Source organism: Marivirga sp. (genome assembly GCF_035704835.1).
In the GTDB taxonomy this organism is placed as follows: Bacteria; Bacteroidota; Bacteroidia; order Cytophagales; family Cyclobacteriaceae; genus Marivirga.
Map to the genome: position 1 here is coordinate 39,058 of NZ_DASSWQ010000053.1, position 18,873 is coordinate 57,930.

Annotated in this window: 17 protein-coding genes; 10 read left to right on the forward strand and 7 right to left on the reverse strand. The window is 35.7% G+C overall.

Annotated features, from left to right (window positions below; all coding sequences use genetic code 11):
* Positions 1-154: 154 nt before the first annotated feature.
* Positions 155-574, reverse strand: a complete 420-nt coding sequence (locus VFM92_RS08565) for a PIN domain-containing protein (protein WP_325121796.1) — start codon at positions 572-574, stop codon at positions 155-157.
* The gene (locus VFM92_RS08570; protein ID WP_325121797.1) at positions 571-816 is read right to left on the reverse strand and encodes a DUF6364 family protein; all 246 of its coding nucleotides are present in this window, start codon (positions 814-816) and stop codon (positions 571-573) included. The genes VFM92_RS08565 and VFM92_RS08570 overlap by 4 nt, the downstream gene beginning before the upstream one ends.
* 301 nt (positions 817-1,117) lie before the next feature.
* On the opposite strand from VFM92_RS08570, the gene VFM92_RS08575 reads away from it, so the two are divergent.
* Positions 1,118-2,305: a thiolase C-terminal domain-containing protein gene (locus tag VFM92_RS08575; RefSeq protein WP_325121798.1), complete on the forward strand. Its 1,188-nt coding sequence runs from the start codon at positions 1,118-1,120 to the stop codon at positions 2,303-2,305.
* A 384-nt stretch (positions 2,306-2,689) separates the two neighbouring features.
* Entirely contained in the window at positions 2,690-7,180 is a 4,491-nt protein-coding gene (locus tag VFM92_RS08580) for an ATP-binding cassette domain-containing protein (RefSeq protein WP_325121799.1), read from the forward strand.
* Positions 7,181-7,466: 286 nt separating this feature from the next.
* Here the strand turns inward: VFM92_RS08580 and VFM92_RS08585 are convergent, their stop codons facing one another.
* The 3 genes from VFM92_RS08585 to VFM92_RS08595 form a co-directional block, all read right to left on the reverse strand.
* On the reverse strand, positions 7,467-8,465 hold the full coding sequence (locus VFM92_RS08585; protein WP_325121800.1) for a hypothetical protein: 999 nt from the start codon (positions 8,463-8,465) through the stop codon (positions 7,467-7,469).
* A gap of 347 nt (positions 8,466-8,812) precedes the next feature.
* Positions 8,813-9,868, reverse strand: coding sequence for a chemotaxis protein CheB (locus tag VFM92_RS08590; RefSeq protein ID WP_325121801.1), 1,056 nt, complete (start codon positions 9,866-9,868; stop codon positions 8,813-8,815).
* Between the two features lie 321 nt (positions 9,869-10,189).
* The gene (locus tag VFM92_RS08595) at positions 10,190-10,396 is read right to left on the reverse strand and encodes a hypothetical protein (protein WP_325121802.1); all 207 of its coding nucleotides are present in this window, start codon (positions 10,394-10,396) and stop codon (positions 10,190-10,192) included.
* A gap of 270 nt (positions 10,397-10,666) precedes the next feature.
* Here VFM92_RS08595 and VFM92_RS08600 point away from each other — a divergent pair, with 270 nt between their 5' ends.
* Positions 10,667-10,870 (forward strand): YwbE family protein, encoded by a 204-nt coding sequence (locus VFM92_RS08600; RefSeq protein ID WP_325121803.1) that lies wholly within the window; start codon positions 10,667-10,669, stop codon positions 10,868-10,870.
* A 184-nt stretch (positions 10,871-11,054) separates the two neighbouring features.
* On the opposite strand, the gene VFM92_RS08605 is transcribed toward VFM92_RS08600, so the two are convergent.
* Positions 11,055-11,414, reverse strand: coding sequence for a MotA/TolQ/ExbB proton channel family protein (locus VFM92_RS08605; protein ID WP_325121804.1), 360 nt, complete (start codon positions 11,412-11,414; stop codon positions 11,055-11,057).
* Between the two features lie 197 nt (positions 11,415-11,611).
* On the opposite strand from VFM92_RS08605, the gene VFM92_RS08610 reads away from it, so the two are divergent.
* Both VFM92_RS08610 and VFM92_RS08615 read left to right on the forward strand, forming a co-directional pair.
* Complete coding sequence (locus tag VFM92_RS08610) at positions 11,612-12,619, forward strand: sensor histidine kinase (protein WP_325121805.1); 1,008 nt, start codon at positions 11,612-11,614, stop codon at positions 12,617-12,619.
* Positions 12,616-13,293 (forward strand): LytTR family DNA-binding domain-containing protein, encoded by a 678-nt coding sequence (locus tag VFM92_RS08615; protein WP_325121806.1) that lies wholly within the window; start codon positions 12,616-12,618, stop codon positions 13,291-13,293. Before VFM92_RS08610 ends, VFM92_RS08615 begins: the two co-directional genes overlap by 4 nt.
* A gap of 125 nt (positions 13,294-13,418) precedes the next feature.
* Here the strand turns inward: VFM92_RS08615 and VFM92_RS08620 are convergent, their stop codons facing one another.
* Positions 13,419-14,486, reverse strand: a complete 1,068-nt coding sequence (locus tag VFM92_RS08620; RefSeq protein WP_325121807.1) for an NAD(P)/FAD-dependent oxidoreductase — start codon at positions 14,484-14,486, stop codon at positions 13,419-13,421.
* Positions 14,487-14,656: 170 nt separating this feature from the next.
* On the opposite strand from VFM92_RS08620, the gene VFM92_RS08625 reads away from it, so the two are divergent.
* From VFM92_RS08625 to VFM92_RS08645, 5 genes are all read left to right on the forward strand, one after another.
* Positions 14,657-15,112, forward strand: a complete 456-nt coding sequence (locus VFM92_RS08625; RefSeq protein ID WP_325121808.1) for a hypothetical protein — start codon at positions 14,657-14,659, stop codon at positions 15,110-15,112.
* Positions 15,113-15,168: 56 nt separating this feature from the next.
* A complete protein-coding gene (locus VFM92_RS08630; protein WP_325121809.1) occupies positions 15,169-15,987 on the forward strand; it encodes an SDR family oxidoreductase in 819 nt (272 codons plus the stop codon).
* Between the two features lie 83 nt (positions 15,988-16,070).
* Positions 16,071-16,670 (forward strand): hypothetical protein, encoded by a 600-nt coding sequence (locus VFM92_RS08635; protein ID WP_325121810.1) that lies wholly within the window; start codon positions 16,071-16,073, stop codon positions 16,668-16,670.
* A 33-nt stretch (positions 16,671-16,703) separates the two neighbouring features.
* A complete protein-coding gene (locus tag VFM92_RS08640; RefSeq protein WP_325121811.1) occupies positions 16,704-17,894 on the forward strand; it encodes an MFS transporter in 1,191 nt (396 codons plus the stop codon).
* Positions 17,895-17,981: 87 nt separating this feature from the next.
* The gene (locus VFM92_RS08645; RefSeq protein WP_325121812.1) at positions 17,982-18,713 is read left to right on the forward strand and encodes an NYN domain-containing protein; all 732 of its coding nucleotides are present in this window, start codon (positions 17,982-17,984) and stop codon (positions 18,711-18,713) included.
* Positions 18,714-18,873: the final 160 nt, after the last annotated feature.

The window sequence follows — 18,873 nt, forward strand, 5'->3', positions numbered from 1 at the left end:
ACATCTTTAGTTTTATCCTAACGGAAGAGTGAAGGATTGGATTTTACTGCGGAATATAATTATAGATTTTTAGAGAAGAGGTTGATAGAAATGGAATAAATTCTCGTTTTCCCTAAGGGACAAACGAGGAATAGCTAATCGATTTTTTTAAGCATTAAAAATCAGCACTTGCTAAAAATTCCTTTGCCGTTAAAACTGGTAACTTCGAATTTTTAAAGTCTTTCTTATTCCTGCTGATGATGATATCCACGTGATTTTCAATTGCGGAGTAATATTGCAATCCATCTTCAAAATCCGGAAAGCTTTCGTCACTTAAAGCGAGTTCCGTAATTTTATCATCCAAACTTAGAACTTCTACCAAAACCTTAAATTTTCTTAGAATCACTCTGGCTTCATGTGCTGATTTTAATTTACGGAGTATGTAATTAGTATTGGCAAATGTTAAGGATGAAATTGCCAGTTTCAATTCTTTTTTATCTGATAATGAAAATAATGCTGCTGAATCAGCATAAAACTCCTTTCTTTTAGCCAATAAATCTATCACTATGTTGGTGTCGATTAGTAAGCTTGTCATTTGTACTTCTCGATTAAATACTGTGCATAAGAATCTTTAACATCAAAATCATCTTCTAAAGAAATAATACCACTTAAGCTTTTTACCAAAGGAGTAATCTCCTTTTCTTTTGTTGTGGTTTTTGTCAAGGTACTCAAATAGGATTCTATTAATTTGGATAAACTTGTATTATTTGACTTCGCATAAATTTTTGCGGTCTCAATAATTTTATCATTCAAACTTAAGGTGAGCTTTTTATCCATAAAAAAGATTTACGTACAAGTATACTAATTTTTTACGTGAAATTAAATAAATTGGTTTTTTTGTATCTCTTCTCGTCCTCGTTTATAGCGAGGATGACTAAATTTCCGCATTTGTAATGCGAAATGATATTATTTTCTTTAATCAGCATCTGGCTATTTGAGTTTTAAACTCGACTACTATAGAATCATCGTTAAAAACGAGGACTAGCAAACAAAGCCTGTAAAAATTAATTCACTGAATATTGACATCAGAAGTCAATATTTCTTCCACACTTTTATTAACTTGAGATAAAAGAATAAAATGGATTTAGGTGTAAATATAATCGGAGCTTATCATTCTTCATTTGGTAAATTGGAAGGCGAGACTTTATATACGCTTTATGAAAAAGCAGCTAAAGGTGCTTTGCATGATGCAGAAATCGAAGCGACTGCTATTGATGGGGTATTTGTGGGGAATTATAGTGGAGGAGCATTCAACCGCCAAGAAAATATCGCTTCTTATGGTGTCAACGCTATTCCTGAATTGCGTCATAAGCCGATGTATAGAACCGAAACAGCTTGTTCTTCCGGTTCTTCAGCTATTCATATGGCTATTATGGCGATAAAATCAGGCATGATGAAGCGCGTTTTAGTGGTCGGATTAGAAAAAATGACGGATTTGGATATTGCTGGAGTCACGGAAGCTTTAGCTCTAGCCACTTACTGGCCTGAAGAAGGAAGCAAATCAGTAACAGCTCCTTGCATGTTTGCTGATTTGGCTAAAGGATGGATGAGAAAATACAATTATTCTGAAGAACAGCTCCGTCCCTGGTTGGCAAAAATTTCTGCAAAAGCGTATTCCAATGCTGCGGAAAATCCGCTCGCTCAGTTGCAAAAAGCTAAATCAGCAGAAGATATATTGTCTTTGTCTGATGAAAAGAATCCTATCATTTATAAGCCACTTCGATTGCATGATTGCTCATTGGTTTCGGATGGTGCTGCCTCTTTAGTTTTGGAAGATGCCAGTTTAAGTAATAGAAATGCTGTAGCCATCAAAAGCTTTTATAGTGCAGCTGATTATTTGGATAGTTTTGGTAAGCATAAATCAGACTACTTTCTGGAAGGAGCTGCCTTTGCTGTTGATAAAGCTCTAAAAGGTGCAGGAATTTCAATTGAAGATATCAATCTGGCAGAAGTGCATGATTGCTTTACTATAACTGAACTTTTACTGTACAGTGCCATGGGAATTGCACCTGCAGGTCGGGAGTTTGAAGCCTTAGAAAGCGGAAAAGTATTTCCTGATGGCGAATTACCAGTAAATTTATCAGGAGGATTAAAGGCAAAAGGCCACCCTATTGGCGCAACAGGAGTTGGAATGCATGCCTATATTTACAAACAATTGATGCAACAAGCCTGGGGACATCAGGTAAAGGATGCCCAAACTGGATTAGTGGTTAATATTGGAGGTTCAGGTACGAGCAATGCGGTTTCGGTTATGGCATGCAATTAATGAAATGTATCATCCTGCCAATTCCGTGGGTTATTTTTAATCTATTCTGAAATACGATGAAATGATTTTTTATCGCGAATAATATGGTCATGAAAACGCCCCTGCCATCCGAAATCAGGATTAATTAATCGTGCACCAACGGTCACGACCGATTTAAAACCCCGAATAATCGACCCCAAATTTTTGGATTGCTGCCGTAATCCCAATTTTTTAATCTCGCAGATTCTATTCGGTATTTGTTTTTGAATTTGTCAGGGATGGTTGAATCGTTTGTGTTACCAAAATTTTAAATTGTAATTTCGTAAAAAATTTGTGGAGACACAATGAATGTAAAGACGCAATGTATTGCGTCTCTGCCACATGATCATCACCAAATTAAATCAAATGCGCATAACAAACGCCCACCAAAATAACCTCAAAAACATTTCTTTAACAATACCTGAAAACCAATTAATTGTGGTGACAGGTTTATCGGGCTCTGGAAAATCATCTTTGGCGATGGGCGTGATTGCCAATGAAGGATACCGTTATTTCCTGGAGAGTCTGCCTGCCTACGGACAACAGAATGGGCAATTAATACCCACAGCGGAAGTAGATGACATTCAGGATTTGCCTCCTGTGATTAAGGTGGAACAATCGAAACGCTTTCAATCTATCAATGCTACTTTTGGTACGCTCTCAGAGTTAACAGCTATCTTCAGAATTATATTTGCCCGCTATTCGGCTGATGAAACTATGAGCAAGTCGCTCTTTTCTTTCAACCATCCAAAAGGAGCTTGCGAACGCTGCCATGGAATCGGTCAGGCAGAATATATTGACATTAATAAACTTATTGGAGATGAAAACAAAACCTTAAGAGAAGGTGCCATCACGACTACCTTACCCAGTGGATACATTGTCTATTCTCAAGTTACCGTAGAGGAATTAAACAAAGTCTGCAATGCGCACGGATTTAGTGTGGATATTCCATGGAAAGACCTCACAGATGAACAAAAAGATGTAATTTTAAATGGAAGCGACCGCATCAAAGTCTTTTATGGGAAACATGATTTGGAATCAAGGCTCAGATGGGAAGGCTTCAAAGCAAAGCCTCGTGAAGAATGGCATTATAAAGGCATAATTTCTATAATGACCGACATTCTAAAACGGGATAGAAACAAAAACATTCTCAAATTTGTCAGCTCTGAAACTTGCCCCGATTGTATGGGAGCACGAATTAAGTCAGAGCATCTCAATTATCAATGGAAAGGCCTGAACTTTCAAGCGTGGATGGAAATCCCCTTGAAAGAGCTATATGATAAACTGAAAAATCAACACTTATCCACAGGTGAAAAAGTATTGGCCGATAAGATTTGCATTCAATTGTATGATCTGATTAGATTGGGAATGGGGGAATATAAGCTGAGCACGGCCAGCACTGATATCTCATCAGGTGATGCACAGCGCATTAAATTAATCAAGCAAGTAAACAGCAGCCTGCAAGGTATTTTATATGTTTTTGATGAACCTTCCATAGGTTTATCACCAGAATATCAAATCTATTTGCGCCATATTCTGAAAAGATTGATTAGCCGAGGCAATACGGTGATGGTAGTGGAACACGACCTCAATTTTATCCAGTCTGCTGATTGGATAGTTGAATTGGGGCCAGGTGCTGGAATTCATGGAGGCGAAATAGTTTTCAATGGACCAATCCAAGAATTTTTAAAATCGGAAGATATTTCCAGTCCAACATTAAGTGAACTAAAAGCTGCCAAAACAGCATCTACTAAACAGCCTAAAAAAGAATCGGCAGCTGCCTTTCAACCAAAACGAAAAGCGCTGACTGTGGTGAGTAGAAAGACGCCTCAGTTTGTTGAAAATATCAGCAATTATTGTGAAAAGGAAGAGTTGAACTTACTCAAGGTATCGGATCAACCGATTGGTAAAACGCCTCGAAGCAATCCTTCCACTTATACAGGCTTGGCCGATAAAATACGTGATCTACTTGCGAAAACACCAGAGGCAAAATCCTTTAAATTAGGAAAAGGAGCTTTTTCTTTCAATAACAAAAGCGGGAGATGTGGAAACTGCGAGGGCGCGGGTGTCATCACCCTTTCCATGAATGTGATGGGTTCGATTAACCAGGTTTGCCCGGTCTGTAATGGAAAGCGTTTCAAGCCAGAGGTACTGCGAGTGCATTGGAACGATAAAAATATTGCGGACATCTATAACTTGAGCATAGAGGAGGCTTATGAGTTCTTTTCTGAGGAAAAACAACTCAGCGCTATTCTCTCTTTAATGCTGCAATTGGGACTTGGCTATATCAAACTAGGTCAACCTTCCAATACTTTATCTGGTGGTGAAGCGCAACGTATTAAATTGTCCAAGCATTTCGCCAAGCAATCAAAAAAGACACCTTTATTGCTGGAAGAACCAAGTATTGGATTGCATCAACAAAATGTGAGGCAGCTACTTGCAGCATTGCATGTATTGAAAAAGCAAACAGCGGGAATTATTTGCTTTGAAAACCATCCGCTTTTTCAGTCAGAATGCGATATATTGGTAGATAATGCATTGAAACCCACACCCATTGATTTAAAAGAATCAGCAGATCAGAAGACGGATCAAATTTCTATTAAAGGTACCCAAACGCACCATCTCAAAGATTTGAATATCAAGCTGCCCAAAAATCAATTATCTGTAGTGACAGGAATTTCGGGTTCGGGTAAATCTTCTTTGGTAATTGATACACTTCATGGTTACGGATTGCAGGAAATGACCAAACAGTTTTCTAGCTACCAACAATCTAGAGTTGGGGTAAATTTCCAGTTTGAAGTGGATCATATTGAAGGATTGACTCCTACGATTTGCATCACTCGCAAGGAAAAAAGTTTTTCTGAGCGTTCCGATATCGCCAAACAAACCGGTATTGATAAAATTTTGCGCTTTGCTTTTTCCAGAAAAGCACAGTATGAAGGAGAAGAATTATCGGCCAGTCATTTTTCCAATAATCATGAACTGGGAAAATGTGCGGTTTGTGATGGGTATGGAGAGGAATTACTTCCTGATTTGAAAAAAATAGTCTTAGATGAAGAGAAAAGCATTGCATCAGGATTATTTGAACACAACAGAGCACTTGAATATTATGGCCAGGCGAACAGTCAATATATGGCCATCCTAAAAGAAGTAGGTCAAGAAAATGGTTTTAGTCTGGAAACGCCTTTTAAGAAGTTGACTAATCAACAAAAGGATCTTGTTTTCTTTGGTGCAGGCGAAAAAATTTGGAAAACTAACTGGATTTATAAAACCAAAACAAATCAAGGAACACAAGCCATCAGTATGAAATGGGAAGGGTTATTCCACTATTTAAAAGCGGAATATTATAAGACCCGAAAAAATAAAAACATAGCTCATCTCACATCACTTTTTGCTCCTGCGGAATGCAGCCATTGCGATGGCAGCGGATTGAAGCCAGAAAGATTAAATCTAAAAATTGCAGGAAAGTCCATTCACGAAATCAAATTAATGGATTTTAAAAGCTTGGAAAAATGGTTTTCTACAAATAATATTAAGGAGGAGGTAGACCAAAAACTCATTGAAAAAATTGAGCCACATTTAATCAATACTATCAAAAGAGCCAAACAATTACACATTGACCATCTTCAACTTAACCGAAAATCTACCACGCTTTCCGGTGGGGAAAATCAACGGGTAGCGCTTATTAAACAATTGAACAGTCCGCTAAAAGGCATTACCTATTTGTTGGATGAACCTTCCGCAGGTCTGTCCAATGATAATATCCCGGATTTGATTCAAATTCTAAAACACCTCATTGAAAAAGGCAATACAGTCATAGTAATTGAGCACAATAAAGAAATCATATTGGCGGCTGATCAGTTGGTGCAACTCGGACCTAAAGCCGGAAAGTTGGGCGGATATATTAGCTATCAGGGAAGCCCGCAAGATTTCTTGAAAGAACAAGAATGTCATCCCTTTTTGAAAGAGCCATCAAAAGCCATTCAACTTTCAGATGGTAAAGAACATGTTGCTATCAGTAAATTGTCTAAACATACCCTTGTGAAAGATGAATTGACCGTACCGGTTGGTGGAATTACGGCCATTTCAGGAAAATCAGGAATAGGGAAAACCACTTTGGTAAAAGACATCTTGATTCCAAGCATTCAGCATGGGAAGCCAGTAAATTGTAGAAGCATTAAGTTTCCTAAAAAGTATGAAGAACTGCACTATTTTGAGTCTAAAAAGCTAAGAACTTATTCCGCTACTTTATTGGTTGATTATTTAGATTTACTGAAAGAAATCACCAAGGTTTTTGCAACGGAAACAGGCCTAAAACCTCAGGACTTTTCCTATAAAACAAAAAGCAGTCAGTGCCCGAATTGCAAAGGTAAAGGCTTTTTGGAAACCAGCTTGGATGTAGCTGCTAATGCCATTGAAAAATGCGAAGTTTGTAAAGGACAACGATATCAAAAGCATATTTTAGAACACAGAGTTCATTCTGTAACTATTGGAGAGGTCCTTGCTCTGAATATTATAAAGTTAAAAGATTGGTTGGAGGAGGAAAATCCATCAGCAAAAAGTCTTCATTTGATAAATCAACTAAAAGAAATTGGATTAGCGCATATTTGCTTAGACCAGCCTGTACAATCCCTTTCCTCAGGTGAAAAGCAAAGGTTACTGTTATTAAGCTGGCTACAAGACCAACCTACAAATACACTCTTTATTTTAGATGAACCCAGCACTGGGTTACATTACGCTGATATTGATTTGCTTTATGTTATTTTAAAAGAATTGGGGGAATCCAACGATATTTTGGTCATTGACCATAACCCATATTTGTTGGAGATGATTGGGGTTGGGGTTGTGATAGTTTAATTGGGTGCTAAAAGCAGCACTATTTTTTTAACAGTAGCATTGAATGGTTGAACGCGAAAGGCGAGTTTCACATAGGAGGCATATAATCCGTCAATTAGGTTTTTTCGGTATCTATATGTGCTAAAATCCCTATGGCTAAAACTGTTTTTGCTGACATTGAGGTGCAAACTTAGGGAGTTTGTGAGGATTTGTGGTGGGGTTGAGTAAATTTCATTGTGCCTTAAAAGAATACAATTAGGTCAAAATTACAAGTGCCAGCAGGGTAAGTAATTAGACTTTTTACTCATTACAAACAGCTGCACCCAAATAAGTCCACTTCTGAATACCACAGATAAATAAACTCATTTTCTTGAACATAAATTAAAGCTCTTGCCGGGGTTTCCAATTCATCATTGATTGGGAATGTATCAGCATAACTGAAATAAAGATTATCAACACCTTTAAGGCGCGCAAATGATTTTAAAAGATATTCGCTGGAAGGGCAGTCGAGACAAGACTCATTAAAAGATTCCGCAATTAGGGAATCTACTTTCGAGTCTCCTTCAAATTCTAATTTAAGTTTTAAAGAGCTAGCAATTAGTAAAGAGTCGTGACTATCAAGTAGGCTATCTTGTATTGAATATTCATAGTAGTATTGGCATTCACCATAAAATTTACCCAAATCCTTGATGCGAGCAGAGTCCATTCTATTTGGAGTATAATAGTATATCTGTGGTTTTTCTTGATCAGCATATATTGAATCTAAAATTTGAGGGTGAAATCGCATTTCATTCATAAAAAAGAGCGTTTCACTATCAATTGTATCATGCTTTTCAATCAATTCTGGTTCTTTGGATAATGAGATTAAAGAAGTTTCAGTGCGCTTGTACTGTGGATAAAAAACTATACCAAGCTCGTCTTCATTAAGTCTAAAAACAGGATTAAGGGCATGCTTAAAAGCTAAATCCTTTTCCTGAGTTTTTAGTGCCTTTAGAAACTTCAAATTACTTGGAGATAAGCTATCTGAATTACGGGAGATTATTTGATCAATTATTAGTGCTTTAACAGAGTCTTTCGGAAACCTTTTTTTAAAATACTCATCGCAGTTGTTTTGAGAGCGTTCTTCTTCAGTCTCTGCTTTTGATTCAGATTGTTTTTGATACGAATCGGGTTTCCTGGATTCAACTTTTTGAACAGTTTGTTTTTTCTCTTTTTTTAGTGATTTACTCTCTGTCTTTTCTTGCTTGGAGGAACAAGAGAAAATGAATAGAAGAATACAAATTAATACAATATTACCGAATCTCATACTTAATTATCTTTGATATGTGAAGTAAGCATTTGTTGCAGTTAGAGCATCAGATTGAAGCCTTAAGAAGCCACATTAATTGAAAAATGAAATTAATAAAGGAAAGTCGAATTAAAAACTTAATTGGTTTAATTTGAATGACAAAAGGCACAAGTGAATTCTTGCTTAATTAAAATTTTGTAGTGCAATGCTAACTGAGTGGACTAGACACATGCGAGAGGCGTGCCTACGGTGGATTGACCACCATGCAGAGCATGGCGGGAACGGGGGTTTGCCCACAGGCACAAATGGACTCTTGCGCTATTAGAGCTTTTAGAGTTGGACCAATTTCAATTAACATAATTTTATCAGGTAGGCATATCATCTCCTCCAACATTTTCGCCTGTTTTCAAAATCGCTCTAATTCGATCAATATGGACTTGAGTCGTTTTGACTCTTTCTTTAGCGGTTTTGGAGCCAACTCCTTGTTTTCCACGAACCATTTCAGTTAGCAGGTTTTTATTTTCTTCAAACATTCGAAGAGCCGTCCACATCGTTTCTTCAATTTTATTGGTTTGCTCGGCTAACAGAAAAGCGGAAGTATAAGCGTGGCCAGTATGACAACGAAAACGTAAATCATCATCCTTTCCTACTTTCCATAAAACTCCACCACAGCCCGGACAGTTAAAAGGAACCTGATCTCCTAATTTATTTGCTGAGGACAAATCACTTAGCACACGTTCAGCAATTTTAGCCTCCGTTAAAACATCATCTGGAATAGCTTTTTTACCTTTATTCCCCTTCTTATCTATTTGGGATAATCTTTTTGGAATTATTTTACTGAGCAATGAACCCATTTCAGCTATAGGCAGGCAATAATCTACCTTTATGTTATTCAAAGCGTTTCTTGGCATATCCGGATACTCTGCTTCTTCCGGATCTTGAACAATACAAATACCTCCACATTTTTTAATCGCTTTCATTCCTGATGTTCCATCATCAAGATAGCCTGTTAGCAAAATGCCGATGACACCAGCCCCAAAAGCTACCGCAGCAGAACGAAATAAAGGGTCAATCGCAGGCCGCGACCTGTTTTCGTGAGCTCCTTTGGTAATCAGCATTTTACAGTTTTTACTTATCAAGAGGTGATGATCTGATGGGGCCAAATATCCAATTGCGGGCTTCAAGTCGTTTCCGCTTTTAGCATGCTCAAATTTTAAGGTATCTAATTTATTCAATTGATCTAAAAATATATTTCCAGTAGCATCAGGAGAAATATGGCTGACAATCAAAACCGATAAAGGGAAGTCTTTGGGAAGTTGACTAAGTAGCTTTTTAAGTGCCTCCAATCCGCCTGCTGAAGTTCCAATTACCACTACCTGAGAAACTTTTCGGGGCTTATCCGTTTTGCTACTTTTTTTCATACTTCGGAATTAAATTAGAGGTTAAATTTAAAATATTATAATCCTTTTAATACGTATTTGCTGTCGATTGTAGCTGGCGCAGGTTTAGCTTTTTAAATAGTGAACTAATTGCAGATAGGTATAATCACCAACAGAACCGAATCTTTGCAATATTGGGAATGCTACTTTTTTTAATCACGAGTTATTTGATAAAAAATGATCCTTTTGCTTTCTGGCCTCCACAAAATCTAGTAACCAAATTAAATTCAGCCGAGAATACCTCAATTCACCTTTAGTTCAATCGGGTGAATAACAGGCTAGCAAAAGGAACTTCTTTAATTATTACTTTGATTTCTTTTCTTCAGATTTGCCACTAGTCTTCTTTGCCGTCAAATCCTTTTTATCCTTATCTTTTTTAATCGCCTCGCGCTGCTTTTCATCCTTATCAGATTTATTTGGATTATCCTTTTTACCAGAACCTTGATTTAATTTATCAAGTGGTTGGTTTTCCTTTCTTTTCGGGCTTTCTTTTTTTTCTTCGGTTTTCATAGTTTTTTTATTTAAAGTGTAAATGAGTTATTGTGGTGTAAATTTGTAATTTTTAACCAAACTGCCTGTTACACAATTATTTTAAAATATTACATAAATATTAGCATAAGTGTAACTGAAAAATGTACCTGTTTTATGTTTAAGCTCACCATGCAAATATGCTCTACACTTGATAAGTAAAAATTAATTTTATGACAAAAAATACGAAACATAGAAAGTAGTTTTAAGCATTAAATCTTAAATTGAATTTAGAAATTAAAAGAAATTAATATGGCTGACGGAAGAAACAGAAATGACATCAAAATTGGTCAAGAGGTAGAGATTGTTCAAAAACAAGACCAGAGAACTGGAGATTTAACTGCTGGATTTGTTAAAAAGATTTTGACTAAATCTTCCTTTCATCCACATGGCATAAAAGTGATGTTGGAGACCGGTGAAGTGGGGAGGGTGAAAGACGTTTTGGAGGAGCATTAGCAATATAAAACAATCTGATACTTCCACCTTAGCAATTCTACTTACTACAGTACTCACTTTCTCAAGCGTCCGATTGGAAATGGAGATAACTGCGCTTTAATCGATAAAATATCCCATAACCTAAAAAAGCACGTATAATGAAACACGTGCTTTTTAACTTCAACTACATTAAACAAACTAAAATTTATCCTTTCCACAACTTGAAACCGATTTTAAATAGCCTCGCCAGAAGAAAAATAAAGAATCCGTAAACCGTTGTGTAGGAAGATACCTTTAATCCACCAGCTAAAATTTCCTGAGAAACTTCCCCCATTTTTTCAATAGCACTAAACGCATCTAAAAGTCCAATTAACTGACCTAGTATACCGAAAACCAGTGCAAAGAGTGCAAGCTCTTGAGATATTTTTAACCATTTACTGGCTTTTGCAATATCTTCTTTATGCTTGATTACAAAAGCGGAAGTTGTAATGACAGCAACCAAAAGAAGCAATAATATTCCCATGAATAAAATTCCTCCCTCAACGTGTATTTCAATAAAGTTCATAATTTTTGTTTTTTGGTGATGTACAATGCTATCACCTTTTCTGCTACTTATTTTTAATTATCGATGATTGACTGTCCTATAAAGATAGAGAACATAAAACCAGCATCAGAAGGTATATTTTGCATTCTGCCTACCTAAAGCAGTAATTAGTCGATAATAAATGCTTCTCCTCTGAAGTTGCTTAAATTTACCTCCTAATGCAGCAGAAATATTTCTATCATATTGTTTTTTGGCTCCTGTCCTTTGTGCTTTGCTCTTTCCTGCTCAGCTATGACAATAATTGGATAGAGGCACTGCTTCTATCCCTTACTTATTTACCCATTACCATTGCTTCGGCTTATCTCATTTCTGATTATCTCATTCCTACATATTTACTGAAAGGCAAAAAGCTAAAATTTGTGCTTTATGTCATTTATCTTATTATTGCTGCCATTTTTTTGACGCTACTTATCAATACAGTGGTTTTAATAGTGATTGCAGATTATCAATTTAAAATGATGCCTCCTGCTACTCGGGATATTGCCATTTTAAATACAGTTTTATTTTTGATTGTCTTTCTTTTTGTGGCCATCAGCAGTATTGAAAAATGGAGAACTACAGAAAATGAAAAAAACGAGGCTCTTAAAAATATGGCAGAGGCAGAGCTTAGGTTTCTAAAAAGTCAGCTAAATCCGCATTTTTTATTTAATACCATGAATAATTTATATGCTTTGTCTTTAAAAAAATCCGATAAAGCACCTGAATTGATTTTAAGACTCAGCGCTTTATTAGAGTACATTCTAGAAAATAGCAAAAAAGACCTCATCAATTTATCCGATGAAATCAGCACACTGGAAGATTACATTTATGTGGAAAGTTTTCGCTTTGGCGATAGATTAGTTATTGAGAAAGATATTCAAATTCAAAACACGCAATTCATTAAACTCCCTCCTTTACTTTTGATTACTTTAATGGAAAATTGCTTTAAGCATGGCGGGAAAAATAATACTGAAAAATTGTTCATCAACTATTCACTTCAGGAAAAAGATGATAAATTAAAAATTCAATTTTCTAATAATTTTATCCATACAGAGCACAACCCAAAAGCCATAGGTCTAAAAAACATTGAAAGTCAATTGTCTTATATTTATAAAGAAAATTATGAATTACATAAAACTCACGAGAACGGCATATTTAAAATCGAGATTTATATTCCAGTAAGATGAAGATATGGAAATGTATCATAGCGGATGATGAGCCACTAGCTCGAGAATTAATAAGCGATTATGTCGCTAAAGTTCCTTTTTTGGAGTTAAAAGGAGTTTTTACCAATGCCTGGGAAGTACGGGATTTCCTACAAAAAAATTCGGTCGATTTATTATTTATAGATATTGAAATGCCTGGCCTGGATGGATTAACTTTTATAAAAAGTTACCATGTTCAACCAAAAGTGATTTTTATTACCGCACATCGAAAATACGCAGTAGAAGCTTTTGAGGTGAAAGCACTGGATTATCTGCTCAAACCGATTTCATTCGAACGTTTTTTGAAATCAGTAAATGAAATGGATACCAAAACCACTGAGTCCGCTCAGAGTGCAAAGCATTTATTTATTTCTATTGATCGCCAACAACAGAGGGTGCTTTTAGAAAACATCCTTTATATTGAATCTAGAGGGGATTATTTAAGATTCTTAATTGAAGAGGATAAACCGCTACTCAGTAAAATGACTTTAAAATCTATTTTGGAGCAATTACCTGAAAACTTTACTCAAATCCACCGCTCATTCATTGTCAATCAAGATAAAATACGTGCTTTTCAAAAAGACAAAGTAAAAGTTGGAGATGAATGGCTGAATATTTCCAGGTCATTTAGGCATGAGGTTGATTTTGGATCATAACGATTGGTTTTTCTTTTGATTCAGAATTCAACCCTAACAATTACTAGCTTCTTTTAACCCGAAGTTTTATTTATAGCGCATACTTGTAATAACCAAACTAAGTTACGCTTATCGTATAATTTTAACTAATGACCTTTAAGCCTTTCAAAATTTTGATTTACTACATCAAAAGCTCTTTCTCCTGCTTCAACTGCTCCATCCATATAGCCAGGGAAAGTAGCAGCACTTTCTGAACTGGCTATTATTAATTGATTATTTAAAAAGCACTGTCTGAAAATAGGATGTCCATTGTTTTGATGTGGATGCATGAAACTATCTTTTGGCCATTTGACATAATCATCTTCTGACCAAATATATTCATGATAGCTTGTACCATGAAGTGCCTGCTCTCCTAGTATATTTGCTAGTTGTTTAAGTACAAGATCTTTTCTTTTTGGCGCTTCTATATTTTTAAGTCCTGGATTTAAAAACCCACATAATGCAAACTTATCTTCTTTCTGATTAGTATGATCATAGCATTCGGTAAAAGGTTCAGAATTACTCATGATAGTAGCTGGTTGACTGTTTTCCCTCCAAAAAGGCTTTTCAAATTCTACGGCTGCTTTTATGGAATCTTCCATCCAGGTTTGCGTATTTTTGGCAATTTGCAATAAATCCTGGGGAAGAGATGGAATGAAAGTGATTTGATGAGCCCATATTTTGGGTGGTACCGCCAGTATTATTTGCTCTGACACAAATTCATTATTATTCTCTGTTTTAATTATTAATTCTTTTTTTTCCTTTCTTATTTCTTCAACTCTTGAACTAAAGCGAATATCGTCTTTCTCTAGTTTTTCAAATAATTTATTTATCAAATTTTTGCTGCCACCTTCAATACGATAATTGACTTCTTGAGGTGGGAGCTTATATTTGCCATGATGTGGGGAATCAGGATCATCGTAATAATAATAGTCACCTTGATACTGAGGAAAAGCAGTTACTTTGAGTTCATTGAGTAACCCAATAAGATTTTGATGTTGTTTTCCGAACCAAGTTGCTCCCATTTCAATCGGAGTTTGATTATCTGTCGTTTTCGTAAAAATTCTGCCTCCAGTCCTGTCTTTAGCTTCTAGTATTAAGAATGGTATTTTTGCCTGCTTAAGTCTATATGCTGTCACCAATCCTGACAATCCTGCTCCGATAATTATAATCATTATTTAAATTACTAAAATCTTCTAAATGTTTAAAGAACAAACTCCACGTCCATTCAAATGTTCCTTTACTATCTTAAGAAAACAATAAAAAACTTATAAACTTCCCCAAGTCAACCTTTTCTAATATTAAAGTGTCTATAGTTTACAAATGAACCAAACCGCTAAATACTGTGAAGAACTTTATCCTCCTTTTTTTATTATCTCTGATTGTTTCTGCATGCAACAAACAAGAAGAGGTAGACTTCCCTTTTGATAATTCAAAATTTTACGAAAACCATGAAGCTGCAAACTGGACGAAAGAAACTGCAAAAGAACACTTACAAGGTAGATGGATGCTAATATACACCTATTGCTGTCCGATGTCAGAAAACAGAGGTTGGAAATCAGTAGAAGAAGACTTTTTTGTTTTACAATTTGAGCAGGATAGCGTGAAGGTTTTTAAAAATAGTACGCTTGAGCAAACACAGTATTGGGAATTTAACGACCAAAACGAGGAAAGCCTTCATCTGGAAACAGAAGAATTGATTTCAAATACGTTCGGAACCATCTATTTTTACGAAGATTTTATGCTTTTTAATGGTTCTCCTCTGGATGGTCCCGATAACTACTTTCAGAAAGTAAAATAAAAATACAGCCTAAAAATTCTTCAACCATTTCTCGAAAAATAAGTTGGAGTATTAATATGAGCAAATCAAAAACCATCGCCATTACAGGAGCCACTTCAGGAATTGGATTGGCCACATCGGAAGCATTGTTAGAAAAAGGACATCGTTTGATCTTTTTGGTCCGCAACACTGAAAAAGCTCAAGAGGTTATCACCAATTGGAACAAAAGAGAAAATGTTATTATTATCCATTGCGATTTGGCTGACCTTAAATCTGTTAGAAAAGCTGGAGAAGAATTATTGCAAAAAACCAATCAATTGGACGTACTCATCAATAATGCTGGGGGCACTTTCAATGAGCGATTGGAAAGCAAAGATGGCTTTGAATTACATTTTGCAGTAAACCACTTAGGTCATTTTTTACTCACCAAAATATTGATGCCTCTGTTGGAGAAAAGTGATACTAAAGTCATTAATGTCAGCTCTGAAGCTCACAGAGCAGGAAATCCTAACTGGTCTGATTTGAATTTAAAGAAAAAATATTCCACAATTATAGGCTATGGAAATGCCAAATTATACAATGTCCTTTTCACAAAATCATTAGCTGATAAAGGACTAACCTCTTACGCACTTCACCCAGGAGTAATTGATTCTGGTTTCGGAGATTCATTGCCCGGCTTTTTCAAATTGATGTGGAAATTGGGAAAACCCTTTATGAAAACCACACGTGAAGGTGCCTCCACTTCCATATATTTGGCAACTAATGATTTGGCAACAGATAAAAATGGAGAATATTTTAAGGATAAGAAAATAAAGAAAGCCTCGCCCATAGCCAATAGTAAAGCTGCAAGAAATAGACTTTGGGAAGAAAGCGAGAAAATGGTGGAAGGATTTTAAAATTTTTATCATATCTAAAGTCATAGATGAACCTTTGGTGGAATTAAACTTTAGTATTACCTTCATAAAACTAAAAAGTATTCATGCATAAAAAGTCATTCAGCCTGCTTGTTTTACTAATTGCACCAATTTTATTTTCACTTAACTCCTGTGATACGGATGATTGTGGCGATTTAGGAGGTAAATTTTTCATTGAAGACTTAGATGTGTCTCTTGTTCAAAAAATTGATAACAATCAAGATCCTGATTCTTATATGGAATTACCAGTGAATTCTACCATTGATTTCAATGAATTAGGTATAACACTCTTTACCGTTTCTACAAAACAAGCAATAAATGAAAAGAATGCCAGTTTTGGATTGTCTGCAGCTTATGCTTGTTCACCTGTATTTCAAGCAGCAGATTCTATACAATCAATTGAGATATATGCATTAGGATATGCCGAAGAAGATGATATAACAAATAAGTTTAATATAATTACTGATAACTTCATGGGAACTATAAATGATTATCTAGAGATTAATTCTCCATTCCCAGATTACTTACTTTTACATCCAATTGAACCACCAATTAAATCTGGAAAATATAGCTTTCAGGTAAAATTATATTTGTCAGGTGGTGAATTATCTGATGTTGAATTAGTAACAGATTCAGTTCAAATAGATTTAAGCGAAAGTAAATAATATCTTTAAGGTTCAAAATGTATTAGAAATTTCATGAACCCACCTTCCCGAATTCTTCCCATCATCGTATTTTCTCAATTTTGCTGTACCTCACTTTGGTTCGCTGGAAATGCAGTGATGCCTAATTTGCTTTTCGATTTTAGTTTGGCACCCACTGCTTTAGGCAGTTTGACTTCCGCTGTTCAGTTTGGGTTTATTATCGGAACTTTGGTTTTTGCCATTCTATCTATAGCAGATAGGTTTTCTCCTTCCAAAGTTTTTTTCTTTTGTGCCATGATTGGAGCAGCTTTTAATCTAGGAGCAGTTTGGGAAGGAAATACGTTATGGAGCTTGATCAGTTTCCGTTTTGCAACTGGTTTTTTCCTAGCTGGTATTTATCCTGTAGGCATGAAAATAGCATCTGATTATTTTGAAAAAGGCTTGGGTAAATCTTTGGGGTTTTTGGTGGGCGCTTTGGTTTTAGGAACCGCCTTTCCACATCTTCTGAAACAAATAACCCAAAATATAGATTGGCACTTGGTTATCTATATCACTTCTGCTTTAGCAAGTATAGGCGGAATCTTATTGTTAGTCTTGGTCCCTGATGGTCCTTTTCAGAAGAGAAGCTCAAAACCTAATTTTTCAGCTTTCTTCCAAGTTTTCAAGAAAAAGGAATTTAGGGCATCTGCTTTTGGTTATTTTGGCCATATGTGGGAATTATACGCTTTTTGGGCATTTGCTCCTGTAGTTTTAATATCGTATCAAGAACTTCATTCTATTGCAGAATTTAATATTCCGCTTTTATCATTTATCATAATAGGAATTGGAAGCTTGTCTTGTATAGCCGGTGGTTATATTTCAGAAATATATGGACCAAAAAAAACCGCTGGCACCTTCCTTTTCCTCTCAGGCTTATGCTGTGTAATATCTCCATTGATATTCTTTTACGCTCCTGTAGAAATATTTATTGTATTCTTGATTTTTTGGGGAATAGTAGTAATAGCTGATTCTCCACTTTTTTCAACTTTAGTTGCCACTCATGCACCTGCAGAAGCAAAAGGCACCGCATTGACGATTGTCAATTCCATTGGTTTTACCGTTACCATTATCAGTATTCAGCTTTTAAATATCCTCCGATTAGAAATTAATCCAGTCTTTTTATATGTCATTTTGGCAATTGGACCCCTCTTGGGATTGTTAGGCTTGTTTAAAAACAATCAACCTTTTCCTTTGGGGAAGGATTGAGGGTGAAGCATTAAAACTTTAACTAGAGAGTATCGCTTTTCACAAAAATAACCCGAAATTGCAGCAATCAGTAAAACAACACTAAAAATGGAGATAAATTTAGCAGTATTAATTGATGGCGATAATATTCCCTCTGCCAATGTGAAGGAAATGATGGAAGAGATAGCCAAATATGGAAATCCCACTATCAAAAGAATTTATGGAGATTGGACTAAACCCAATCTCAGTAAATGGAAAAATCTATTGCTTGAAAATGCCATCACTCCTATTCAACAATACGGCTATACCACTGGGAAAAATGCTACTGATTCAGCCATGATTATTGATGCAATGGATATTTTATACTCCGAGAAAGTCCACGGTTTCTGTCTGGTTTCGAGCGACAGTGATTTTACACGTTTAGCCACCCGGCTTCGGGAAGCTGGTATGAAAGTATATGGAATAGGAGAAAAGAAAACCCCCAATCCTTTTATAGTGGCGTGTGATAAATTTATTTATATAGAAATTCTGAATAATCAAACCGAGGAAAGAGAAGACACAAAATCAAAGTCAAAACCCGCAGTCGATAAAGTCACTCCGAAAGACATCAAATTAATTGCCAGCACTATTTCTGATCTGGCGGATGATGATGGATGGGCATTTTTAGGAGATGTCGGAAACTTGCTCCAAAAGAAACAACCTAATTTTGATTCTAGAAATTATGGGTTTGCAAAACTAACTCCTCTTATCAAATCTATTAACGACTTTGAAATTGAGGAAAGAGTTGGGCACAAAAATAATTTGAAGATTGTCTATGTGAGGTTGAAACGAAAAAAGTAAAAATACCAGCTATTATATTTCCTGTGAAAAAAGATGTGAATCCAAAAGCCCTGTGTTTTGTTTACTTTATCTGATTTAATTCAAATCTCAAGAATTGAACTAAAGTATGTGTTCTTTATATTGATATTAATCCGCTGATGTATTTGTTTGTAAGATTTAA